Genomic DNA, 19,598 nt, shown 5'->3' on the forward strand with positions numbered 1-19,598 from the left:
AGGAATTGGACATGAACGCCCCGAAGGATATCGTGATCGCCAATGCCAGGATCGTGCTGGCGGACCGGGTGATCGAAGGGGGCTGGCTTGCTCTTGCCAACGGCCGCATTGCCGAGATCGGCGAGGGCAGGGCGCCTGCGGGTGCGGAGAATGCCGGCGGCGATTTGATCATGCCGGGCCTGATCGAGCTCCACACCGATCATCTCGAAGCCCACTACGTGCCGCGGCCTAAAGTGTTCTGGAATCCGGTCGCGGCCGTGATCTCCTATGACGGCCAGCTCGCGACCTCAGGCATCACCACGGTGTTCGATTCGCTCCGGGTCTGGCGCGAGGATGGCGCCGAGGAGGTCGACGGCCGTGCCGGCGTGCTCGCCGCCGCGATCACCACCGCGCGCGATGCCAGCCTGCTGCGCGCCGACCACTACCTGCATCTGCGCTGCGAAATCCCGATGCCGAGCGTGGTGGAGGAGGCCAAGGAGTTGATCGACCGTCCCGACGTCAAGCTGATGTCGCTGATGGATCACACCCCCGGCCAGCGCCAGTTCCGCGATGAGGTCAAGCTGCGCGATTATTACCGCGGCAAGGGCGGTGGCAAGACAGACGCCGAGCTCGACGAGCTGTTCGCAAAGCGTTTCGAATATCAGAAGGCCTATGCGGCTACCAACATGCGTGCGATCGTGGCGCTGGCGCAGGCCTACAAGATCCCGCTCGCAAGTCATGACGACACTACCGACGAGAACGTCGCGGACGCCGTGCGCGACGGCGTCGCCGTGGCGGAATTTCCGACCACGCTGGAGGCCGCGCGCGGCTTGCATGAGGCGGGCATCGACATCCTGATGGGCGCACCGAACGTCGTGCGTGGCGGCTCGCATTCCGGCAACATCGCCGCGGTCGATCTTGCCCGCGAAGGCCTACTCGATATCCTGTCGTCGGATTACATCCCGTCGAGCCTCTTGATGGGTGCGCTGCAGCTGCCCGAGCATGTGCCGGCCACCAGCCTTCCCGCCGCGATCCGCACGGTGACGAAAGCGCCCGCCGAGGCGGTTGGCTTCACCGACCGCGGCGAGGTCGCGATCGGCAAGCGCGCCGACCTCATTCGCGTGCACGTCGCCGGCAGCGTTCCGGTCGTCCGCAGCGTCTGGCGCGTAGGAAGCCGCGTCGCATGAGCGAGACCGCGACCATGGCACAGGACGCGGCAGGCGGGATCGGACCCGGGCGGCTCGTGCTCGTGGTTGGCCCCAGCGGCGCCGGCAAGGACACGCTGCTGCGACTAGCGCGGGCAGCGTGCGTCGATGACCCCAGCGCCGTCTTTCCGCGCCGTGTGGTGACGCGCGAATCCACCGCCGACGAGGACAACATCGCGGTGACGTCAGACGAATTCCGCCGCGCGCGCGAGCACGGCGATTTCGCGGTGCATTGGGAGGCGCACGGGCAGTCCTATGCGTTGTCGACCGAGATCGACGACGATATCCGCGCCGGACGCACCGTCGTCGTCAACGTCTCGCGCACGGTGATCCGCGCACTTCGCCGGACCTATGCGAATGTCGTGGTGGTCGCGGTCACGGCGCCGCCGGAGGTGTTGGCGCAGCGGCTTGCCGCGCGCGCGCGGCACAGCGACGGCAACATCGCCGAACGCCTCACCCGCAGTGTCGTTGAGGCCTCTGCGGCTGCCGATGTCACCATCCTCAATGCCGGCAGCGCGGACTATCATAGCCGCCAGCTTCTGCGCGTGATCAGGAACCAGGGCTGGCAGGAATAGCCGGCACAACCAGGAGAACGGAATGTCGGTGATCGAAACGGTCGAACAGCTGGAGGCCATCTACGGCGTCGCCAATGATGCCTCGACCGTGAAAGTCGCCGACCATGTCACGCCGCTCTATCGGGTCTTCATCGAGAAAGCGCCGTTCGCGGCGCTCGCCACCATCGGATCGGAAGGGGTCGATTGCTCGCCGCGCGGCGATCTGCCCGGCTTCGTCCGTATCCACGATCCCAAGACGCTGATGCTGCCGGATCGCCGCGGCAACAATCGCGCCGATTCCCTGCGCAACATCGTGCGCGATCCCAGGGTGTCGCTGATGTTCCTGATTCCTGGCTCCGGCAATGCCACCCGTGTCAACGGCCGCGCGCATCTGTCGGTCGATCCCGAACTGCTGGCCTCGTTCAAGGTCGAGGGCAAGGCGCCGCGCAGCGTCATCGTGATGAAGGTCGACGAGATCTACTTCCAGTGCGCCCGCGCCATCGTCCGCTCCGACCTCTGGAATCCCGACAAGCGCGTCGATCCGAAGACGCTGCCGACGCCCGGTCAGATCCTCGCCGAAATGAGCGCGAACAAGGTCGGCGGCGAAGAGTACGATCGCGCCTGGCCGGCACGTGCGGCAGCGACGATGTGGTGAGAGTTGTTTCCCTCTCCCCCTTGTGGGAGAGGGTGGCTCGCGGCGATAGCCGCGGGACGGGTGAGGGGTTTCTCTCCACGAGCTCGTCTAGCAGTTGTTGCTGACGATAGAACCCCTCATCCGGCGCTTCGCGCCACCTTCTCCCACAAGGGGAGAAGGGAAAGCAGCACCATTCTCGCCCTAATTAAACGCCATCCCGCCGCTCAGTGCGACCGTCTGCCCGGTCATGTAGGCATTGTCGACCAGCAGCATCACCGCTTTCGCCACCTCCTCCGCCGTGCCGAAGCGGCCAAGCGGGATGCGGCTGACGAGCTGCGGTTGGCCACTCATCATGTCGGTCTCGATCAGCGACGGCGCCACTGCGTTGACGGTGACGCCGTCCTTCACCAGCCGTGCCGCATAGCCGCGCGTCAGGCCCTCCAGGCCAGCCTTGGACGCGTTGTAGTGCGGTCCGATGGAGCCGGCGCCGCGCGCCGCACCGGAGGAGATATTGACGATGCGGCCCCATTTCTTCGCGCGCATCGTCGGCAGAACCGCCTGGGTGCACAGGAAGACGGATTTCAGGTTGACCAGAATGGTGCGGTCGAAATCGTCTTCAGTCAGGTCGTCGATGCCACGAGTGATGGCGATGCCGGCATTGTTGACGAGGATGTCAATGGAGCCGAGCTCGTTCGTGACTCGTTCGATCATGCCTGCCACGGCTTCGCGACGCGATACGTCGGCAGTGATGGCGGTGGCGCGGCCGCCGCGCTTGCCGATCTCATCCGCCAGTTGCTCGGCCTGGCCGACCCGCTCGCGGCAGTTGATCGCCACGGCCGCGCCGGCTGCGGCCAGCGCGCGGCAGACTGCAGCGCCGATTCCGCGCGAGCCGCCGGTGACGAGTGCCGTGCGTCCCCTCAGATCATCCGTCATGACTGGATCTCCCTGTCATTTGTTGACTATGGAGCGGACAGTACCACGGCCGGATGGGCACCGGCGTTGAACTCATCGCGAGAGGAATTCGTTTGTCTGCGGTCGCGCCCGGGAAAAGTGCCGGTGCGCGGCAGTGGCAAATATGGATAGCCATTTCATTGACCGAATGGGCTAAACGCTCGATGTTTGCAGCATCGAAACTGCTCATGGAGCCGAAGCCGCAACATGACCGCCAGCGCAATCGGAACGGCGTGCATACGTGCATGACGCGGCGCTGTTTCTCGGCGGCCACCGGCCAAACGCCTTCTACATCGCCGGCACGGACTTCGTCGAAAAGTATCCTTCTAGTGGCAAATCTCAACGCGAGTTTAGCCTCCGAAGGCGTGTGGGCGGAATCTCACCATGACGAGGTCGCAAAAGCCCAGGCCGAAGCGACGGGCGTCGACAGCGAAGCGATCCGCCGCTTTGTCAATCGCTCCACCTATCGCGTGGTGCCGCTGGACGCGGAAGTGAACAACAGCCAGCAGGCCGTCGCCGACCGGTTTGCAAAACTTGGCCTGATTCCGAAGCCGGTCAACGTCTCCGACATCGTCTGGAAGTGGACGCCAGGTTCCTGACAGAGCTCAAGCTTTCAGCGCCATCAGCAGTTCATCGGGGCGCTCGGCCATGATCATGTGACCGGCGCCCGGCACCACGACAGTCTTTGCGTGCGGGATTGCGGCCGCGAGCGCCTTGCCGGCTTTCGCCGGCGTCATCATGTCTCCTTCGCCGAGGATGAGAGTCGTGGGAACCGTCACGCTCGCGGCCGCTTCAAGCGCATTCGCGTAAGCATTGCAGGCCGACAAATCCCTGAACAGCACGCCCGGCTCGCAAGCCTTCAGCACCGCCTGCGCGCCGCCATGCATCCACAGGCCCGGCGCGAGGCTGCCGCCGAGCTCCGCGTTGAAGCCGAGGCCCCAGATCGAGACCATGTCGAGTGCGTCCTGGTTGTTGGCCTCGGCCGCCTTCAACAGATCCGGGCCAACCGTCATTGTCGCGGCAGTGCCGATCAGGCTCAGCGCGGAAACCTTGTCCGGATGTTGCGCGGCGGTCTCCAGCGAGATCAGCGATCCCATGGAATGACCGATCAGATGCGCCTTCGTAGCTCCGGCCGCATCGAGCAACGCCGCGGTCCAGTCGGCCATCTCGGCGATGCTGCCGAGCGAAGGCCCGCTCGAGCGGCCATGGCCGGGCAAATCAGGCGCCAGCACGCTAAAGCCGTGATGAGCGAACCAGCGCGTATGCAGCGCCCAGGCCGAATGATCGAAGCCGGCGCCGTGGATGAAGACGACCGCGGGCAGGGATTTGTCGAAGTCGCGGCCGCCGGTTGCGACAAACACATCAAGGCCGTTGACGGAGAGCTTCATGGTGTCAGACCTTTTGCGAGATGCGCAGCGCTTGGGCGAGATCGTCGATGATGTCGCTCGCCGTCTCGATGCCGACCGACAGCCGCACCAGCTCCTCGCCGATGCCGGCGTCCCTGAGCTGTTCGGCGTCCATCTGCTGATGCGTGGTCGAAGCCGGGTGGATCACCAGCGTCTTGGCGTCGCCGACATTGGCGAGATGGCTGATCATGCGCAGGGATTCGATGAACTTGCGGCCCGCGGGCCGTCCGCCCTTGATGCCGAAGGAGATGATCGAGCCGGCGCCGCGCGGCAGGAGCTGCTTTGCGAGCTGATAGTCCGTGTGCGTCTCCAGCGAGGGATGCAGCACCCAATCCACGGCCTTGTTGGACTTCAGGGCTTCCAGCACGAGGTGCGTGTTCTGCATGTGGCGGTCCATGCGCACGCCCAGCGTCTCGACGCCCTGCAGCAGCTGGAACGCATTGGTCGGCGACAGGCAGGCGCCGAAATCGCGCAGCCCTTCGGTGCGCGCGCGCATGATGAAGGCGGCTGTGCCGAACTGCTCGTCGAAGACGATGCCGTGATAGCCGCCATAAGGCTCGGTGAGCACGGCGAACTTGCCGGACCGGCGCCAATCGAAACGGCCGCCATCGACAATGGCACCGCCGATCGCGATGCCGTGGCCGCCGATCCATTTGGTCGCCGAATGCATCACGATGTCGGCGCCCAGTTCGATCGGACGGCTGAGATAGGGCGTGGCAAAGGTGTTGTCGATCAGCAGCGGAATCTTCGCGTCATGCGCGATGGCCGCCACCTTTGGAATGTCCAGCACCTCGAGGCCGGGATTGCCGATGGTCTCACCGATCACCAGCTTCGTGTTCGGCTTGATGGCGCTGCGGAACGCGTCGAGATCGCGCGGCTTGACGAAAGTGGTGGTGATGCCGAAGCGCGGCAGCGTGTGCGCCAGCAGGTTGATGGTGCCGCCATAGAGCGAGCTCGACGCCACGATGTGATCGCCGGCGTTGAGGAGTGTCGCGATGGCCAGATGCAGTGCGGCCATGCCGCTCGCGGTGCAGATCGCGCCGACGCCGCCCTCCAGCGCCGCGAGCCGCTCCTCCAGCACGCCGGTGGTCGGATTGGAGATGCGCGTATAGATGTGGCCGGCGCGCTCCAGATTGAACAGCGCAGCCGCATGATCGGAGTCCTGAAACACGTAGGACGTGGTCTGGTAGATCGGCACCGCGCGGGCCCCCGTCGCGGGGTCCGGATGCTGGCCCGCATGCAGGCTCAGGGTCTCGAAGGCGGGCGGTTTTGGCGCGGGCATGCGTGGCCTCGTTGGTCGGTCGGCGGAGGCGGCTCTTGTGCCACAAAATGACGGGGAACGTCAGCCCATTGACAGCGACGCTTAGCCTCTGATTGCCTCCTCGATCGCGCGCGCCTCCCGCAGCAATATCTCCGCGACCTCCTGTTCGCGCCGCGGGCCGAGCCTCGTTCGAACGGCAGAGACGGTGATCGCCGCGGCCGGCTGTCCGTCCGGCGTCTTGATCCAGGTCGACATTGATTTCGTGCCTTGCACCAGGCCGATCTCCCGCATGTTGTATCCCCGCCGTCTCGCGGCGGTGACCTGGCCGAGCACCGTCGCGACGTCGGTCCGGTAGGCCTCGAACCTCTTTTCGTTGGCTGCGACGATCTTTCGCGCCTCCTGCGCCGGCATCGCGGCGAGAATGGCGACGCCAGCGCTGGAGACACCGAGCGGCCGGCGCGCGCCGATCTCGATCGACAGCACCTGGATCGGATAGACACCGATCCTGCGATCGACGCAGAGCGTGTCGTTGCCGGTGCGCATCGTCAGGAACAGCGTGTCGCCGATCTCGGCGGAGGCACGTTGCAGCGACGGACTGGCGGCGATCAGCAGCCGCGACGGCCGCGGCCGCGCCAGCGCCAGCTCCGGCACCTGGTTGCCGATCGCGAAGCGGCCGCTCCGCTCGTTCCGTTCCACGATGCCTTCCTCGATCAGCACGTGCACGATGCGATGCACGGTCGGTCGGGTGAGCCCGGTCGCGCGCACGACCTCGGCCAATGGGACACCGGCCTCGCGGCCTGCGGCCAGAATGCGCAGCACCGCGAGCGCGCGCCTGATTGCCTGCGCACCCTGTCGCGGTTCTATCGCGTGGCGGGCGACCCTGGTTCTGTCCATACTATGGACAAGAACGCCACAATTCGCTCGACAGGTAAAGCACCTATCTGGAGATTGCTCCGATCGCGCTGCCGTGCATGACGTCAGGGAACTCGGCATGGAATTGGAAGCGCCGCCGGGAGGTCAACATGAGATTCATCTGGATTGCGATAGCTGCCGCAGTCGCGATGCTGGGTCCCGCGATGGGCCAGCAATGGCCGGCACGCAGCGTCAAGCTGATCGTGCCTTATCCCGCCGGCGGCAATGTCGACAGCGCCGCGCGGATCGTCGCTGACAAGCTGCAGGAAAAGCTCGGCCAGCCGTTCGTGATCGAGAACAAGGCGGGCGCCGGCGGCATGATCGCGGGCGAGGCCTTCGCGCAATCGGCGCCGGACGGCTACACGTTGTTCGTCGGCGCGAACGGCCCGGTGCTGTTCGCGCCCGAGATCAACAAGCGCGACGTGTATAACTGGAAAAAGGACTTTCTGCCGATCTCGACGATCTCGATGACGCCGCTGGTGCTCGAGGTTCATCCGTCGGTGCAGGCGACGACGTTCAAGGAGTTTCTCGACCTTGCCAAGCGCGAGCCCCGCAAGCTGACGATGGCCTCGCCCGGTCCCGGCACCACCAACCATCTGCTCAGCGAGCTGATGCAATCCAGCCTCGAGGTGCAATGGGTCACCGCGCATTACCGCGGCAACGCGCCGGCGATCAACGATCTGCTCGGTGGCCAGGTGCAGTTCGCGTTCGACCAGCTCACGGTCAGTCTCCAGCACATCAAGGCCGGCCTGTTCCGTGCGCTCGCGGTCACCAGCCCGCACCGGCTGAAGTCGCTGCCCGACGTGCCGACCTTCACTGAGCTCGGTTACAAGGACTTTGACGGTCAGACCTTCACCGGCCTGTTCGCACCGGCCGGCACGCCGGCGCCCGTGATCGACAAGCTGCACGAGGCACTGACCGCGATCCTGAAGGACCCCGCCGTGGTCGACAAGTTCGAGAAGCTCGGCGGCGAAGCCGTCGCGATGACGCCTGACGAATTCAAGGCCTATCTCGAGCGCGAGGATGCCAAATGGATTCCGATCGTGCGCAAGGCCAACATCAAGGCGGATTGATCGATGCGGATCGACCCCACCGAGCTCGGCGCCGAGCGCATCTACCGCCTGATGACCGGCATCGTGGTGCCGCGTCCGATCGCCTGGGTGACCAGCCTATCGCGATCCGGCGTGCTCAACCTCGCCCCGTTCAGCGCCTTCACCTTCGTCTCGCAGAAGCCGCCGATGCTCGCCATCAGCGTCGGCCGCAAGGGCGCCGATTACAAGGACACCGCGCACAACATCCTCGATACCGAGGAGTACGTGATCCACATCGCCGATGCGCCGCTGATGTCAGCGGTGCACGATTCGTCGGTCGAGCATCCGCCTGAAATAAGCGAGGTCGAACATCTCGGGCTCGAGACGCTGGCCTGCGAGCTCATCAAGGTGCGCCGGCTGGCGGCAGCGCCGGTCGCGATGGAATGTCGCTTCCGGCAGTGCCTGGAATTCGGCGATGCCAGGAGCCGGCTCCTCGTCGGCGAGGTCGTGATGTTCCACATCCGCGACGGCCTCGTGAATGACGGCAAGGTCGAGACCTCAGCGCTGGACCCGATCGCCCGCATCGGCGGTCCCCGTTACGCCCGGCTCGGCGAGATTGTGACGCTGAAGACCGTATTCCAGACCCCGAAATCGAAAGACTGAGCGCCGCCCCGCCGCGCTGCCCGAACACCATTGGAGAACGACCATGCGCCTCGTAAGCTATCTCGTCGATGGAGAGCCGCGCTACGGTGCGGCCGTCGAAGGCGGTGTGATCGACCTGACCAAGCGGATCGGCCGCGCCTTCTCCGATGCCCGCGCGCTGATCGCGGCCAACGCGCTCGCCGATGCGCAGGAAGCGACGGCCGGCGCCAAGCCCGACTACACGCTTGAAGACCTCGTCCTGCTGCCGCCGGTGCTCGCGCCGGAAAAGCTCTGGTGCATCGGCGTCAACTACGCTGAGCGCAACGCCGAGTACAAGGACAACTCGGACCTGCCCAAATATCCGAGCCTGTTCGTGCGCAGCATGTCGTCGATGACGGGCTCGGGCCAGCCGCTGGAGAAGCCGAAGGTTTCGGAGCAGCTCGACTATGAGGGCGAGCTCGTCATCGTGGTCGGCCAGGGCGGCCGACACATCCCGCGCGAAAAGGCATGGTCGCATATCTTCGGCATGACGCTATGCAACGAGGGCACGATCCGCGACTGGCTGCGTCACGGGAAGTTCAACGTGACCCAAGGCAAGAATTTCGATCGCTCCGGTAGCATCGGCCCGTGGATCGTCACGTCGGACGAGCTCGATCCGCGCGGGCCTCATGATATCACCACGCGCGTCAATGGCGAGGTGCGGCAGCAGGACACGACCGAGCGGCTGATGTTCCCGTTCGATTTCCTGATCTCCTATCTCTCCACTTTCGCAACCCTCAAGCCGGGCGACATGATCGTGACCGGCACGCCGACCGGCGCGGGCGCCCGCTTCGATCCGCCGCGCTGGCTCAGGGACGGCGACGTCGTCGAGGTCGAGTCGAGCCGCATCGGTGTGCTCCGCAACACCGTAGCGGCGGAGAGATAGATCATGCTGGATGCCGCAACGATCGAACGGCTTGCTGCCCGCCTCGATGAAGCCGAGCGTACGAAATCGCTGATCCCGATGTTCACAAAGGACCATCCAGATTTCAGCATCGAGGATGCCTACGCGGTCCAGCGCGCCTGGACCAAGCTCCAGCTCGGCCGCGGCCGCATCATCAGGGGTCACAAGATCGGCCTGACCTCGAAGGCGATGCAGAACGCGGTCGGCATCTCCGAGCCCGACTACGGCGTGCTGTTCGCCGACATGTTCTATGCCGATGCGACGCCGATTCCGTTCGACCGCTTCCACGCGCCGCGCATCGAGGTCGAGCTCGCCTTCGTGCTGAAGGCGCCGCTGCGCGGGCCCGATTGCACCATCTTTGACGTGCTCAACGCCACCGATTACGTCACGCCCGCGCTCGAAATCCTGGAGACGCGCATGCATCGCGTCGATCCTGAGACGGGCAAGACGCGAAAGGTCATGGACACGATCTCGGACAACGCGGCAAACGCCGCGCTGGTGCTCGGCGGCCGGCCGTTTCGCCCCTTGGACGCCGATCTGCGCTGGATCGGTGCGCTCTTGTTCCGCAACGGCGAGGTCGAGGAGACCGGCCTTGCCGCCGGCGTGCTCAATCATCCCGCGAATGGCATCGCCTGGCTCGCCAACCGTCTTGCGCCGCATGACGAACATCTCGCCGCCGGCGAGGTGGTGCTGGCAGGATCGTTCACGCGTCCGGTCGACATCCGCCGCGGCGACACCTTCCATGCCGACTACGGCGCGTTCGGCTCGGTGTCCTGCCAGTTCGTCTGAACCAACAACAATGAGGAAGCGCATCATGAGTGGTCATACGCGGCGCAAGAGCATCCATATCGGCGGCTTCAAGCATGCCAACCCGATTCCGAACGCCTGTCGCATCGGCAGCCTCGTGATGTCCGGCGTCATCCTCGGTCGCGATGGCGCGACCGGCGTCATGCCGGAGAGCCTGGACGCGCAATGCGCCAACATGTTCGCGCATATGAAGGGGACGGTGGAAGCCGCCGGCGGCAGCACGGACGACATCATCAAGATGACGGTATGGTTGAAGAACCGCAACGACCGCAGCCCCGTCAATGTCGAGTGGCTCAAAATGTTTCCGGACGAGCATTCGCGCCCGGCGCGCCACGCGCTGCCGATGGACAACATGGACGGCGGCGCGCTGGTGCAGTGCGACTTCACCGCCGTGATCGACTGAAGGAGTTTTGCGCATGCCGACCTATCTGCCGTTCGACCCCAATCCGCGCCGCCCGATCAAGGCGCCGCCGCCGAAGACCATCGACAGCCAGTTTCACGTGCTGGGGCCCGTCGACAAATATCCGGAGCGCCCCGGCGCGGCCTATCGGATGCCGAGTGCGACCTGGGAAGCGGCGCTGCGCATGCACAAGGCGCTCGGCATCGAGCGCGGCATCATCGTGCAGACCACGACCTACGGCGCCGATCATGCCGTCGTGCTCGACGGCCTCGCCGCGATGGGCCCGAACTATCGCGGCTGCGCCAATGCGCTGGTGTTCGCTGAGGCGAACGATGCTTATCTCGCCAAGCTGCATGATGCAGGCGTGCGCGGCGCGCGCTTCAGCTTCCGCCAAGAGCTCGGCGCGGTGCTGTCGGACGCCGATTTCGCCCGCGCCATCGCGCGCATTCGCGAGCTCGGCTGGTACGTCAAGATCCAGCCGGAGAAGGACGGCATCGTCTCAAGCGTCGCCAAGTACGAGAACCTCGACGTTCCCGTGCTGATCGACCACATGGCGCGTCCCGATCCTGAAGCCGGCAACAACGATCCGAATCTGCGCAAGATGCTCGAGCTGCTCGACAAGGGCAATTTCTGGGTGATGCTGTCGCTCGGCGAGAAGACCTCGAAGCTTGGTGCGCCCTACGACGACGTCATCCCGATCGCGCGTGCCTATATCGAGGCGGCCGTCGACCGCTGCGTCTGGGCCAGCGACTGGCCGCATCCGGTCTCGGTGAAGCAGCCGCCGAACGATGCCGATCTGCTAGAGCTGATGTACCGCTACGCGCCCGACCAGACGGAGCTGGAGAAGATATTGGTGCACAATCCGGCCAAGCTGTTCGGCTTTGCGGATTAGCGCCTGTTGAGTTGAGGCCCCGTTGAGTTCTCGACCTCTCTCCGTTCCCTCCCCCACAAGGGGGGAGGGATCAGACCTCCGGGGGACGAACCGCGCTCACCCCACTGCTCACCCCGCCAGCCGATCCCGCACCTCGGCCGCGATCTCGAACGAGCGCAGCCGCGCGGCGTGGTCGTAGATCTGGCCCGTGGTCATCAATTCGTCCGCGCCGGTCTCGGCGATCAGCGCCTTCAATCTCTCTTCGACCACGTTAGGCGAGCCGACCGCGGAGCAGGACAGCGACTGGCCGACCATCGCCTTCTCCACCGGCGACCACAGCGCGTCCATATCGTCCACCGGCGGCGGCAGCGGTCCCGGCGTGCCGCGGCGTAAGTTGATGAACTGCTGCTGCAGCGAGGAAAACATCGGCCGCGCCTCCGCGTCGGAGTCCGCCGCAAACACGTTGACGCCGATCATCGCATAAGGCTTATGGAGCTGTGCCGACGGCTCGAAGCGCGCGCGATATTCGCGCAGCGCCGGCATCATCATCTGCGGCGCGAAGTGCGAGGCGAACGCGAACGGCAGGCCCAGCATCGCGGCGAGCTGCGCGCCAAAGGTGCTGGATCCCAGGATCCACAGCGGCACCTTGGTCCCCATGCCGGGCACGGCGCGGATCGTCTGGTTCGGCTTGATATCGCCGAGCAGCGCCTGCAGCTCCAGCACGTCATGCGGAAAGTTCTCGGAACTGGTGGCGAGGTCGCGCCGCAGCGCCCGCGCGGTGAACTGGTCGGTGCCCGGCGCCCGGCCGAGCCCGAGATCGATCCGCCCGGGATAGAGCGATTCCAGCGTGCCGAACTGCTCGGCGATGACCAGCGGCGAATGGTTCGGCAGCATGATCCCGCCGGACCCGACGCGGATCGTTGTCGTCCCGCCCGCGATGTGCCCGATCACCACGGACGTCGCCGCACTGGCGATCCCCGTCATGTTGTGATGCTCGGCGAGCCAGAACCGCTTGAAGCCCCACTTCTCAGCATGCTGCGCCAGATCAAGTGAATTGCGGAACGCCTGCGCGGCGTCGCTACCCTGGCAAATCGGCGCGAGGTCGAGCACGGAGAAGGGGATCATGGGGAGGGTACCGGTGAGTGGATGCGCATTGGGCTTTCACATGTAGTGCCCGTCCATGGGAATGTTAGCGCCGCCCCGCAATGGTTGAAGATGTCGGTCAAGCACGAACGGATATGGATCGTATTGAAATAGTTAGCGTTCTTAGGCGCCGGGTAAGACTCCCTGGCGTTGCCGCCGATGGGCGCTGGCAGGGCATCGTTGTGGAGCTCCAATCTCCCTCACGCGGAGCAGGACCTGCAGGCCAGCGATACGGCCGCGACGATGGTTGGGCCTGCGTGCGTCATTACGACCCGCCCCCAGCCGCGCGGCAGGACCGCCAATTCCGGGATTGTCCGAATTGCCAGTGGCAACCCCCGCGAGTTTCATGTTTAGTGACGAGATTGTTTGAAGGCGTGTTTTCGCAAACGAAGCGGCATCCTGAGACGCGGTTGATTGTCGATGGAGCGCCGTCGTGAGCGAGCACCAGTAAAGCTGGGCTCGCTGAAAATATATTGGCAAGGCGTCCCAGCCGCAGGCTGCGCCGCATAACGGATATAGAGAGTTGGATCATGGGTGGTCCTCCCGGCGAAGTGGCTCCCCCGGCTGACGAAGCGCCTGCCCCTGCAAAGAAGGGGTCCAAGACCTGGATTGTGGTGGTGGGCTTCATCGGTGTGGCAGCCGCGACATTCGCTTTGGTGCGTTGGGCCGGGACCGGTGAGCAACCCAAGCTCTCGGTCGCAAAGCAATGGAATGAGGCGATCCAGAAACTCGGTTTCGAGCCGGTCTATCCACCCGTCGAGGACATCCAGGTTGGCGATGTCTTTGCGATGATCTCCGACGACGCGGTCAGCGATTCGGCGACGGACGAGCCCTTCGCGGGGCGCTCGATCAAATTGCTGCATCTCGATATGACCTCGGAAATCGAGGATGCCTATCGGGCGGTCTATCAGTTCCCCGCCACGAATGCCCGCCCAGACCGTGACGGACAGGTTTGGCCGCAGACGGTCTCCACCGACTCGCTATTCAAGCCGCCCGCGACCCGGACCACCCTTCCGCTCGTGCTGTTTCCGCGCTTCACCATTACCAATGTGAAGCGGGCAAGCGGCGGGGCCAGCGCGATGTCCCAGTTGTTGAGCGGCGGGTTTGGTGCCGATGCAAGCTCGACCGAAACGGTCGAGGTCAGATTTTCAGCCACCGAAACCTACGGTGTTCCGGCGGTACCGGCGGAGCTTCGGTTGCTCGACTTCTGCGAAGATGACGCAACGAAAGGGTTCTGCTCGCAGCAAGGGTTGCGCAAACAGCTTTCGATCCTGATCGGCAAGAGGATCGACGACAAGGTGAAGGATCGCAAGACGGGCGTTGAGCGGCCGCGCTTCTCGGTCGAGCTCGCGCTCGTCAGCCGCGTGTTCCTGGCCCGCTCGATTCAAACCAGCATGGGCGAGGATGGCGGCACGCGGGGGAACGTGGGGGTGAACCAGCAGGCTGTATTGCCGGCGGCGGCAGCGCAGGCGGCCCCGGCGGCTGCAGGCGCGAGCGGCGACGGCAAGCCGCAGTCCCCCGCTCCGACGCCGCAGGCCGGGCCAAACGATGCGCCGGGCGGGGCGATCGCCTTCGAGCGCCGCGCGGCGTCGAACGTGCTGTTGCCGGATACGCTGCTGCCGCGCCCGGTCGTGGTCGGTTTCAAGAGCGTTCGATTGAGGCCTGGGGAGTGAAGGATGAGCACACGCAAGACACTGTTGCTGGCCAGCCTGGCGCTGATCGCGTTTCCGCTACCCCGCGCTGAGTTGTTCAGCCGGATCGCCGAAGGCTGCAACTGCGACCGAAGCAAGATGGCGTGCAGGATCCAATGCTCCGACATCGGGTCGGGAACCGGTACGGGCGGTGGGTCGAGTACGTTCAGGATTGCCCCTGATGCCGATCGTCCAGTCCCGGAGCGGCCGATCGTCGTGCCTCCGACGGTGCCGGATATCAGGAGTTCGACCGGGCAGATCAACAGGTGATCGGCTGACTGATTGATCGAGATGCCGGTGGGGCATCGGGCATTTGGCGGCTTTGGCTTCGTAGCGTGGGGTGCAGGGGAATGCAGATGATGTCGAAGGGATCAATCCGGTTTTTGATTGCAGCAATGTTGGGGTGCCTGCTTCAAGTGCAGGGTACGCGAACTGCGTCGGCGCAGGCTGACCCGCGGCAAATCCTGATGGCCGTCATCCAGCAATTGCAGACGGGCACACCGAATTGGACTTGGTACGGCCCGCAACTCTGGCAGACGATCGCGATGCAGACGGGCAACAGCGGCGTCTACCCGCAACTGGTCCAACTCGGGCAGGTGACCAATGTGGTTCTGAACGGACAGTCCCAGCTCCCTGCGGGACCGGTGTATTCCCTGGTCGCGCAGCATCAGCAGGGCGTGTCGACCTGGCTCTTGGGCATCAGCCTCTATACCAACCGGATCGAATACGCGAACTTCAACATCGGCTCCGCGCCTCAGCAACTGCCGGCCCCACCCGTGCCGCTTCCGCAAACCGGGGCTCCGACTCCCGGAAGCGTGCCAAATCCGCCGGCGAATCCCCCGCCGCAGACCAGCGGCACCTCAGAGGCTTGTAAGAGGTTTCCAAATCTCTGCTAGGGAGACATGCAGATGCTGACACGACGATGTTGCATCGGCTGCGGCCTTCTTCTCTTCGGCGGCGTCGCAGCGCGGGCCGCCGACGGTCGCCACAATCCGGCCTATGGCTGCAGTCTGACAGGGAGCGAGGCCAGCAACATTCTCGGCGACAAGCAGGATGGGCAGGGCGGCAGCGTGCGCGAGATGCCATCAATACCCAAGTCGGGCGACAGGGATTTCGACCGGGCGCTGGCGGAAACGCTGGTCAGGATTTCTGATTGTCTGAATGTCACGCCCAGCTTCGCCTATTTCGACGACCGTGAGTCGCCGAACGCGTTTGCATTGCGCGAGAAGCGCGTGGCCGGTACCGATGGCACAGTGCTGTTCGGCCAACGGCTCCTGAAGCAATTGATGGCAGACCCTGAGGCAGGAGATGCCGCGGTCGCCGGCATCTGTGCCCATGAGTTTGGACACGTGCTGCAGTGGAAGGTGGGGGTGGACGAAATTCTCCTTGATGGGCAGCCCACCGTCAAACGAGTGGAACTGCACGCGGATTTCCTTGCCGGTTACTTCGCAGGCGTTCGCAAATTGCAGCAATCGAGCTTCAACGCCGCCGTGATCGCCCTGACGCAATTCAACTCGGGCGACAACATGCTCAAGCACCCGAAACATCACGGCACTCCGAAAGAACGCGGGGATGCGATCGTCAAGGGTTACCAGACCGGACACGACGACAGGAAGTCGCTGCTGGACGCCCTCAACATCGGCGAGAATTTCGTCAAGGCGAACTTCTGAGGCGGCTCTCTTTGCTTTCACAACAGCGTTATTGCGACCCGGGGCGCCCTTCGTCGTAACTGGGCGTCGGGCGTCTGTTGCTGTAGTCTCGGTGGTAGTACTGCATTGCTCGCCCGGAGGAACCGACATGACCATGGTCGTATTCAACCGCCGCCACTTCCTCGCCGCCGGCGGCTCCGTTCTCGCAACCGGCTTCTTGGCATCCGGCGTTTCCGGCCTCCTGCTGCCCGCCCGCGCGGCAGGCCTCGCGCCGACCGAAACGATGTCCGGCGGAGCGAACAACTATCGCAAGGGCGCGCAGATCGTGGAGCGCATCGGCAAGGGCGGCTTCTGGATGAGCGGCACCGTCCGCCGCGCCGGCGACGGGGCTCCGCTTGCCGGGCAGCGCATCCAGATCTGGGCGCACACGGTCGAAGGGCAGGAGCACGAGCCGCAGAGCCATGGCGCCACGCTCACCGACAAGGACGGCAAGTTCCGGCTGGAGATGCCGCAGATCATTCCGATCTTCGGCCAGCCGCATGGCCACCTTGCCTATGACAGCGGTGAGTTCAAAACCGTCTTCCTGCGGCCGGTGATGCGGAGCGCAAAGGAAACCAGCCTCGAGGCGCACTTCGTCCTGCAGCCGGCCTGACCGGGCCGGCGAATGACGGGGTGGAGATCGGCGCGGGTGATCCTGATCTGGGTCGCGCTCGCTTTGGCCCTCGGCGTGCCGATCGCGCTGGCTGCAACAAGCGAGCAGCTCGCATGGCGCGGTCCGGTCTACATCCTCGCGGGGTTCGCCGGGATCGTTGCCCTCGGCCTCGTGCTTGCTCAGCCCCTGCTGATCGGCGGCTATCTGCCGGGACTGACGGCCTATCGCGGACGGCGCGCCCATCGCTGGATCGGTGGCGCGCTGGCGCTGGCCGTGGTGATCCACGTCGCCGGCCTCTGGATCACCAGCCCGCCTGATATGATCGACGCGCTGACCTATTCATCGCCGACGCCGTTCTCGCCTTTCGGCGTGACCGCGATGTGGGCCATCTTCGTCGTCGCGATTTTGGCCGCGTTGCGCCGGCGATTGGGACTGCGCCTGCGAACCTGGCGCGTCGTTCATATCCCTCTCGCTATCGTCATCGTCGCAGGCAGCGTGGTCCATTGCCTGCTGATCGAAGGGACGATGGAGACGGCTTCGAAGGCCGTGCTATGCGCAGCTGTCCTCGCAGCGACCATCAAGGTCATGGTTGATCTGCAGGTCTGGCGAAAGCGAAGGACGCTGCGCGGGGAAAGTATCGCGCGGCAGTAGCCGAGAGGCGATGATCTCTCCACGCGTCGATGCGAGGAGCTCTTGCGACGAAGCAATCCGGACTGTCGCTGCGAAGAGACTCTGGATTGCAGCAAAGGATATCCATCTCACTTTGCCGACGCGGGAGCATGATGGGTTTCGCAAGTGCTCTACCCATCCTCCGGTTTCCTCCGCTTGCCGCAGTTGCCGGCCGGGCGTAACCTCCCGCAATGACCGTCACTGCCCCCGATCTGAAAGCGTTCCTGCTCGCGACGCCGTTCTTCGGCGGCCTTTCGGACGGAGGCCTCGATCTGCTGATGTCAATGCTGGTCGAGCGCCGCTTGGACGCCGGCGTGACCGTCGTGGCGGAAGGCGAGCCGGGACGCTCGATGTTCATCGTCAAGTCCGGCCGGCTGGCGGTGAGCAAGCGGGCGAATGCAGGAAGCCCCATCCCGATTTCGGTTCTGCAGCCGGGTGATTTCTTCGGCGAGATGACGCTGATCGAAATGCAAAACCGCTCCGCCACGGTGGTCGCGGAGGCGCCGACGATGTTGTACGAGCTGACGGCGCAAAATCTCTACGCCTGCTACAAGACCGACATCCACGCCTATGTGGTCGTCCTGCAGAACATCAACCGCGAACTGTGCCGGCGGCTCCGGCGGGCCGACAATCGCTTCACCGGACTCCAGGCGGAGCACGACAATTGATAGTGAGCGCTGCGTAGGATGGGTAGAGCCCTTGCGAAACCCATCATGCTTCGTCTGAACGCGATATCGATGGGTTTCGCTTCGCTCTACCCATCCTACGAGCTATTCGTAACGGCTACAGCAACGCCATCGCGTGCAGGGAGTTTCTATGAAAGCCGAAGGCAACGATGCCGGAGAGAAGCAACGCAATTCCAGTCACGATCAGGCAAGACGCAAACACTATCGGAGCCCCTGGTTCATCAACTACGGCAAAGACGATAATAGATAAAACTTTACCGACAATCGAAAGGAAGGATTAACCTTACCTGCGCGAGCCAAATCGCGACCCGTCGGGCAAAACACCAAATTCCGTCAACTCCTCTTTTCAAAAATATTCCACCGAAATTCGGAATTGCGGCATATTCGCGCCATCCCGGCCCGAGGAGAGGGGCGATCGTACGTCGCAACGAACGTGGGCTGGGGTGCGGTGGACGCGGCTGCGTCGGGCACGGGAAGGCGGGACCAGGGCGGGTGAACCTCGTGAGGTCCTTCTCCGTGCGACGAACGGCGCAACTGCGTACGGCAAAACCATGTCGTCCTGGCTGTCGTTGCTACAGCCAAGCTTTCGCGAAGATGCACCGGCCAACCGGACGCGGTGCATCAGTTTTCGCGAGGTGACGGAGGCCAGAAGGAACTCGGCTCCGGGGAGAGCAGGCATAAGCCGTCAACCCATCGCGCAGGGAAGGCCGGGTGTTTTCCGGCCCACCTGTTGTCCGCCTGCGCATTTGCGTGTGCAAATTTTTCGCGCAGCGGGTCATAGGTGCCAGCCGGCACCCGGTCTTCCCTGCGCCTTCTTCAAAGAAGACGGCGACACAGGCGAGCAAAACTCGGACGCTTCGCGCCGCGAGAACGTTGCTTCATGTGTTGGACACAAGACCGTCCGAGCGTTCTCGCCCTGCCGGTGCCGCCGCCCGTCACGGCACGCAGGCCAATCGCATATGGAGGCGACTTCCCCTGCACCCATCCTTCGAGACGCCCGCCGTTGGCGGGCCCTCAGGATGAGGACCGTATTCGTGGCCGTAGGTTCAACGAGCATATGCTGCTTAGCCTCATCCTGAGGAGACCGCGAAGCGGTCGTCTCGAAGGACGAGGCGCGCGCTCAGGTCGCGCAAAATCCCATATGCAATAGGCCATCAGCGGCGGGCGGCGATCGCCGTCAGCTCCAGCCTGACGCCTGGGCCGAGATCCGCAACCCCGAGGGCGGCGCGCGCCGGCAGATGGTCCGCGGTGAAATAGCGCTTCCACACCTGGTTGAACGCCGCCTTGTCGGCGAGATCAGCCATAAAGATAGTCACCTGCAGAACGCAGGAGAGATCGGAGCCGGCCCCATCGAGCAACGTCTTCAACTGGCGAAGCACATCGTCGGCCTGGCCTGCCATGTCGAGTCCCGAATCCTCGGGAACGATGCCGCCGAGATAGAGCACGCCATTATGCTCCACGATCTCGTGGAGCAGTCCTTCATAGGGCAGGGAACGTTTGATCACGATGGCG

At 64.4% G+C, this 19,598-nt stretch carries 22 protein-coding genes and 1 pseudogene; 17 read left to right on the forward strand and 6 right to left on the reverse strand.

What is annotated here, in order from left to right; all coding sequences use genetic code 11:
- Window positions 1–11 precede the first annotated feature (11 nt).
- From IVB28_RS02650 to IVB28_RS02660, 3 genes are read left to right on the forward strand one after another with little or no spacing between them, the layout of a single operon-like run.
- Window positions 12–1,166, forward strand: coding sequence for an alpha-D-ribose 1-methylphosphonate 5-triphosphate diphosphatase (locus IVB28_RS02650; protein ID WP_247524505.1), 1,155 nt, complete (start codon window positions 12–14; stop codon window positions 1,164–1,166).
- Window positions 1,163–1,759 carry a phosphonate metabolism protein/1,5-bisphosphokinase (PRPP-forming) PhnN gene (phnN, locus tag IVB28_RS02655; RefSeq protein ID WP_247524506.1) on the forward strand — a complete coding sequence of 199 codons (597 nt, stop codon included), beginning with the start codon at window positions 1,163–1,165 and terminating at the stop codon, window positions 1,757–1,759. The genes IVB28_RS02650 and phnN overlap by 4 nt, the downstream gene beginning before the upstream one ends.
- A 22-nt stretch (window positions 1,760–1,781) precedes the next feature.
- Entirely contained in the window at window positions 1,782–2,393 is a 612-nt protein-coding gene (locus IVB28_RS02660; protein WP_247524508.1) for a pyridoxamine 5'-phosphate oxidase family protein, read from the forward strand.
- A gap of 180 nt (window positions 2,394–2,573) precedes the next feature.
- Here the strand turns inward: IVB28_RS02660 and IVB28_RS02665 are convergent, their stop codons facing one another.
- On the reverse strand, window positions 2,574–3,305 hold the full coding sequence (locus IVB28_RS02665; RefSeq protein ID WP_247524509.1) for an SDR family NAD(P)-dependent oxidoreductase: 732 nt from the start codon (window positions 3,303–3,305) through the stop codon (window positions 2,574–2,576).
- 289 nt (window positions 3,306–3,594) lie between these two features.
- Here IVB28_RS02665 and IVB28_RS02670 point away from each other — a divergent pair.
- A pseudogene (locus tag IVB28_RS02670) lies at window positions 3,595–3,922 on the forward strand (sulfonate ABC transporter substrate-binding protein); the annotation flags it as partial.
- A 6-nt stretch (window positions 3,923–3,928) separates the two neighbouring features.
- Here the strand turns inward: IVB28_RS02670 and IVB28_RS02675 are convergent.
- From IVB28_RS02675 to IVB28_RS02685, 3 genes are all read right to left on the reverse strand, one after another.
- Complete coding sequence (locus IVB28_RS02675; protein WP_247524510.1) at window positions 3,929–4,711, reverse strand: alpha/beta hydrolase; 783 nt, start codon at window positions 4,709–4,711, stop codon at window positions 3,929–3,931.
- Between the two features lie 4 nt (window positions 4,712–4,715).
- Window positions 4,716–6,011, reverse strand: coding sequence for an O-acetylhomoserine aminocarboxypropyltransferase (locus tag IVB28_RS02680; protein ID WP_247524511.1), 1,296 nt, complete (start codon window positions 6,009–6,011; stop codon window positions 4,716–4,718).
- Between the two features lie 81 nt (window positions 6,012–6,092).
- Window positions 6,093–6,884, reverse strand: a complete 792-nt coding sequence (locus IVB28_RS02685; RefSeq protein WP_247524512.1) for an IclR family transcriptional regulator — start codon at window positions 6,882–6,884, stop codon at window positions 6,093–6,095.
- Window positions 6,885–7,012: 128 nt separating this feature from the next.
- Here IVB28_RS02685 and IVB28_RS02690 point away from each other — a divergent pair, with 128 nt between their 5' ends.
- From IVB28_RS02690 to IVB28_RS02715, 6 genes are read left to right on the forward strand one after another with little or no spacing between them, the layout of a single operon-like run.
- The gene (locus tag IVB28_RS02690; protein ID WP_247524513.1) at window positions 7,013–7,975 is read left to right on the forward strand and encodes a tripartite tricarboxylate transporter substrate binding protein; all 963 of its coding nucleotides are present in this window, start codon (window positions 7,013–7,015) and stop codon (window positions 7,973–7,975) included.
- 3 nt (window positions 7,976–7,978) lie between these two features.
- Window positions 7,979–8,596 carry a flavin reductase family protein gene (locus tag IVB28_RS02695; protein WP_247524514.1) on the forward strand — a complete coding sequence of 206 codons (618 nt, stop codon included), beginning with the start codon at window positions 7,979–7,981 and terminating at the stop codon, window positions 8,594–8,596.
- Window positions 8,597–8,639: 43 nt separating this feature from the next.
- The gene (locus IVB28_RS02700) at window positions 8,640–9,500 is read left to right on the forward strand and encodes a fumarylacetoacetate hydrolase family protein (protein ID WP_247524515.1); all 861 of its coding nucleotides are present in this window, start codon (window positions 8,640–8,642) and stop codon (window positions 9,498–9,500) included.
- A 3-nt stretch (window positions 9,501–9,503) separates the two neighbouring features.
- Window positions 9,504–10,307: a 2-oxo-hept-4-ene-1,7-dioate hydratase gene (gene hpaH / locus IVB28_RS02705; RefSeq protein WP_247524516.1), complete on the forward strand. Its 804-nt coding sequence runs from the start codon at window positions 9,504–9,506 to the stop codon at window positions 10,305–10,307.
- A 25-nt stretch (window positions 10,308–10,332) separates the two neighbouring features.
- Entirely contained in the window at window positions 10,333–10,728 is a 396-nt protein-coding gene (locus IVB28_RS02710; protein WP_247524517.1) for a RidA family protein, read from the forward strand.
- 13 nt (window positions 10,729–10,741) lie between these two features.
- The gene (locus IVB28_RS02715) at window positions 10,742–11,617 is read left to right on the forward strand and encodes an amidohydrolase family protein (RefSeq protein ID WP_247524518.1); all 876 of its coding nucleotides are present in this window, start codon (window positions 10,742–10,744) and stop codon (window positions 11,615–11,617) included.
- A 108-nt stretch (window positions 11,618–11,725) separates the two neighbouring features.
- Here the strand turns inward: IVB28_RS02715 and IVB28_RS02720 are convergent, their stop codons facing one another.
- The gene (locus IVB28_RS02720) at window positions 11,726–12,721 is read right to left on the reverse strand and encodes an LLM class flavin-dependent oxidoreductase (protein ID WP_247524519.1); all 996 of its coding nucleotides are present in this window, start codon (window positions 12,719–12,721) and stop codon (window positions 11,726–11,728) included.
- Window positions 12,722–13,269: 548 nt separating this feature from the next.
- Between IVB28_RS02720 and IVB28_RS02725 the strand changes: the two genes are divergently transcribed.
- The 7 genes from IVB28_RS02725 to IVB28_RS02755 all read left to right on the forward strand — a co-directional run bounded on the left by IVB28_RS02725 (window position 13,270) and on the right by IVB28_RS02755 (window position 18,068).
- A complete protein-coding gene (locus tag IVB28_RS02725) occupies window positions 13,270–14,412 on the forward strand; it encodes a hypothetical protein (protein WP_247524520.1) in 1,143 nt (380 codons plus the stop codon).
- 3 nt (window positions 14,413–14,415) lie between these two features.
- The gene (locus IVB28_RS02730; RefSeq protein WP_247524521.1) at window positions 14,416–14,700 is read left to right on the forward strand and encodes a hypothetical protein; all 285 of its coding nucleotides are present in this window, start codon (window positions 14,416–14,418) and stop codon (window positions 14,698–14,700) included.
- An 80-nt stretch (window positions 14,701–14,780) separates the two neighbouring features.
- On the forward strand, window positions 14,781–15,326 hold the full coding sequence (locus tag IVB28_RS02735) for a hypothetical protein (RefSeq protein ID WP_247524522.1): 546 nt from the start codon (window positions 14,781–14,783) through the stop codon (window positions 15,324–15,326).
- A 12-nt stretch (window positions 15,327–15,338) separates the two neighbouring features.
- Complete coding sequence (locus IVB28_RS02740; protein ID WP_247524523.1) at window positions 15,339–16,100, forward strand: metalloprotease; 762 nt, start codon at window positions 15,339–15,341, stop codon at window positions 16,098–16,100.
- Between the two features lie 127 nt (window positions 16,101–16,227).
- The gene (locus IVB28_RS02745) at window positions 16,228–16,731 is read left to right on the forward strand and encodes a Twin-arginine translocation pathway signal (protein ID WP_247524524.1); all 504 of its coding nucleotides are present in this window, start codon (window positions 16,228–16,230) and stop codon (window positions 16,729–16,731) included.
- Between the two features lie 12 nt (window positions 16,732–16,743).
- On the forward strand, window positions 16,744–17,382 hold the full coding sequence (locus IVB28_RS02750) for a ferric reductase-like transmembrane domain-containing protein (RefSeq protein ID WP_247524525.1): 639 nt from the start codon (window positions 16,744–16,746) through the stop codon (window positions 17,380–17,382).
- A gap of 209 nt (window positions 17,383–17,591) precedes the next feature.
- The gene (locus IVB28_RS02755; protein WP_247524527.1) at window positions 17,592–18,068 is read left to right on the forward strand and encodes a cyclic nucleotide-binding domain-containing protein; all 477 of its coding nucleotides are present in this window, start codon (window positions 17,592–17,594) and stop codon (window positions 18,066–18,068) included.
- Between the two features lie 1,172 nt (window positions 18,069–19,240).
- On the opposite strand, the gene IVB28_RS02760 is transcribed toward IVB28_RS02755, so the two are convergent.
- Window positions 19,241–19,591, reverse strand: coding sequence for a RidA family protein (locus IVB28_RS02760; protein WP_247524528.1), 351 nt, complete (start codon window positions 19,589–19,591; stop codon window positions 19,241–19,243).
- Window positions 19,592–19,598: the final 7 nt, after the last annotated feature.

Source organism: Bradyrhizobium sp. 199, from assembly GCF_023073355.1.
Lineage (GTDB): Bacteria > Pseudomonadota > Alphaproteobacteria > Rhizobiales > Xanthobacteraceae > Bradyrhizobium.

Excerpts from the sequence above, each read along its gene's own strand:
- IVB28_RS02650 (WP_247524505.1), top strand. The coding sequence starts at position 12 with ATGAACGCCCCGAAGGATATCGTGATCGCCAATGCCAGGATCGTGCTG.
- phnN (WP_247524506.1), top strand. The coding sequence starts at position 1,163 with ATGAGCGAGACCGCGACCATGGCACAGGACGCGGCAGGCGGGATCGGA.
- IVB28_RS02660 (WP_247524508.1), top strand. The coding sequence starts at position 1,782 with ATGTCGGTGATCGAAACGGTCGAACAGCTGGAGGCCATCTACGGCGTC.
- IVB28_RS02665 (WP_247524509.1), bottom strand. The coding sequence starts at position 3,305 with ATGACGGATGATCTGAGGGGACGCACGGCACTCGTCACCGGCGGCTCG.
- IVB28_RS02675 (WP_247524510.1), bottom strand. The coding sequence starts at position 4,711 with ATGAAGCTCTCCGTCAACGGCCTTGATGTGTTTGTCGCAACCGGCGGC.
- IVB28_RS02680 (WP_247524511.1), bottom strand. The coding sequence starts at position 6,011 with ATGCCCGCGCCAAAACCGCCCGCCTTCGAGACCCTGAGCCTGCATGCG.
- IVB28_RS02685 (WP_247524512.1), bottom strand. The coding sequence starts at position 6,884 with ATGGACAGAACCAGGGTCGCCCGCCACGCGATAGAACCGCGACAGGGT.
- IVB28_RS02690 (WP_247524513.1), top strand. The coding sequence starts at position 7,013 with ATGAGATTCATCTGGATTGCGATAGCTGCCGCAGTCGCGATGCTGGGT.
- IVB28_RS02695 (WP_247524514.1), top strand. The coding sequence starts at position 7,979 with ATGCGGATCGACCCCACCGAGCTCGGCGCCGAGCGCATCTACCGCCTG.
- IVB28_RS02700 (WP_247524515.1), top strand. The coding sequence starts at position 8,640 with ATGCGCCTCGTAAGCTATCTCGTCGATGGAGAGCCGCGCTACGGTGCG.
- hpaH (WP_247524516.1), top strand. The coding sequence starts at position 9,504 with ATGCTGGATGCCGCAACGATCGAACGGCTTGCTGCCCGCCTCGATGAA.
- IVB28_RS02710 (WP_247524517.1), top strand. The coding sequence starts at position 10,333 with ATGAGTGGTCATACGCGGCGCAAGAGCATCCATATCGGCGGCTTCAAG.
- IVB28_RS02715 (WP_247524518.1), top strand. The coding sequence starts at position 10,742 with ATGCCGACCTATCTGCCGTTCGACCCCAATCCGCGCCGCCCGATCAAG.
- IVB28_RS02720 (WP_247524519.1), bottom strand. The coding sequence starts at position 12,721 with ATGATCCCCTTCTCCGTGCTCGACCTCGCGCCGATTTGCCAGGGTAGC.
- IVB28_RS02725 (WP_247524520.1), top strand. The coding sequence starts at position 13,270 with ATGGGTGGTCCTCCCGGCGAAGTGGCTCCCCCGGCTGACGAAGCGCCT.
- IVB28_RS02730 (WP_247524521.1), top strand. The coding sequence starts at position 14,416 with ATGAGCACACGCAAGACACTGTTGCTGGCCAGCCTGGCGCTGATCGCG.
- IVB28_RS02735 (WP_247524522.1), top strand. The coding sequence starts at position 14,781 with ATGCAGATGATGTCGAAGGGATCAATCCGGTTTTTGATTGCAGCAATG.
- IVB28_RS02740 (WP_247524523.1), top strand. The coding sequence starts at position 15,339 with ATGCTGACACGACGATGTTGCATCGGCTGCGGCCTTCTTCTCTTCGGC.
- IVB28_RS02745 (WP_247524524.1), top strand. The coding sequence starts at position 16,228 with ATGACCATGGTCGTATTCAACCGCCGCCACTTCCTCGCCGCCGGCGGC.
- IVB28_RS02750 (WP_247524525.1), top strand. The coding sequence starts at position 16,744 with ATGACGGGGTGGAGATCGGCGCGGGTGATCCTGATCTGGGTCGCGCTC.
- IVB28_RS02755 (WP_247524527.1), top strand. The coding sequence starts at position 17,592 with ATGACCGTCACTGCCCCCGATCTGAAAGCGTTCCTGCTCGCGACGCCG.